We start from the raw sequence: 1,242 nt of genomic DNA, 5'->3' as shown, positions 1-1,242 counted from the left end.
TTAAACTTTCTAGATGTTTAGGCAAATTACCTGCGGAAGCCAAAGAATCAAACTTCAATAGGTTAAGGATAGCAATAGAGGTAATATGAAAGCTCATTCTCAAAGGACTGACTTTTGCACGTTGCGCCATATATTTCATTTGTCTTCTTAGAATATTATAGGCAATAAAGACTCCCCATAATTCTTGATAAATCAAGGCAGGTTGTTTACTCCTTAAATGCTTCCCTTCCTGTAAGTTACTCTTGATTTCTCGGTAACACATTTCTATTTCCCAACGCTGGGCATAGAGTTTTGCTAAAGCTAATAATGGATATCTCTTTGAATCTATTAGTGAAGTGATATAACGTCTAATCTTACCTGCCTGCTCAACCTCAATGAGACGTGCCTCCCAATAGTCTCCTAAGGCTGGATTAAGTTTTTTAGCTCTTGTTGATATCGGCATTCTAATATGAAAGTCATGTTGCGAATTACGCTCCACAATCTCATACCGTAAATTATCTTTTGCACGCATAAGCCAATGACTTTCTTCTGCACGTTTTTGCCACCCGATGAGAAAATCTGCAGAGAAATAGGCTCGATCAAATAGGGTAATACTGTGTGAACAAGGAGATAATTGGCTTGCCAGTGTGAGTTCACCTTGATCCATACTACCTATTTGAGCATCTATAATTTCATGGGTCGCGGTATTTACTAAGCAGGTTGCTCTCACTTGTGGATAAGGAGCATCAGCAGTTTTTCCTTTAGATGAACCAAAGTGTGCAAAATTCTCATCTGTATAAGGCATAGACCAAACAACACCATCAACAGCGCACACACTCAGACCGTGAAAGTTTGAGTATTGCTGCTGAGATTCTTCAAACCAGGCTTGGCTAAGTAAAGAAAATAGCGCATTTAAAGGTTCTGATCCTAAACGTTGTCGTGCTTGTACTACTGCGCTAGGAACACAATATTCTGTTGTACCAAATACAAGTTTTAGCTGTTCTACGACATATCCGATAGGTTGATTTCGAAATAAAGCGAGTCCAATGACAAGCCACACCACATGTTCAGCAGGTAACTTCCTTCTTCTAATTGATGCCTTACCTGTTTGATGCAGACTTTCCTCAATCCAGTTGAAATCAATAAATTCACTAAAATGGCTAAGTGAAGGTAAAGAATGTTGAAGGGTGCAATCTAAATTTTCAGATAAAGTCATAAAAAAATGAGCGTATTTACATACACTCATTTTTACTACATTTTACT

Annotated in this window: 1 protein-coding gene; it reads right to left on the bottom strand. The window is 38.1% G+C overall.

What is annotated here, in order from left to right:
• A partial coding sequence (locus tag FTU72_RS16210) for an IS4 family transposase (protein ID WP_180053118.1) occupies positions 1-1,195 on the bottom strand: 1,195 nt, incomplete at its 3' end.
• Positions 1,196-1,242: the final 47 nt, after the last annotated feature.

This window comes from Acinetobacter sp. YH12137 (genome assembly GCF_013418535.1).
In the GTDB taxonomy this organism is placed as follows: domain Bacteria; phylum Pseudomonadota; class Gammaproteobacteria; order Pseudomonadales; family Moraxellaceae; genus Acinetobacter.
This window is presented reverse-complemented; position numbering and strand designations above follow the sequence as displayed.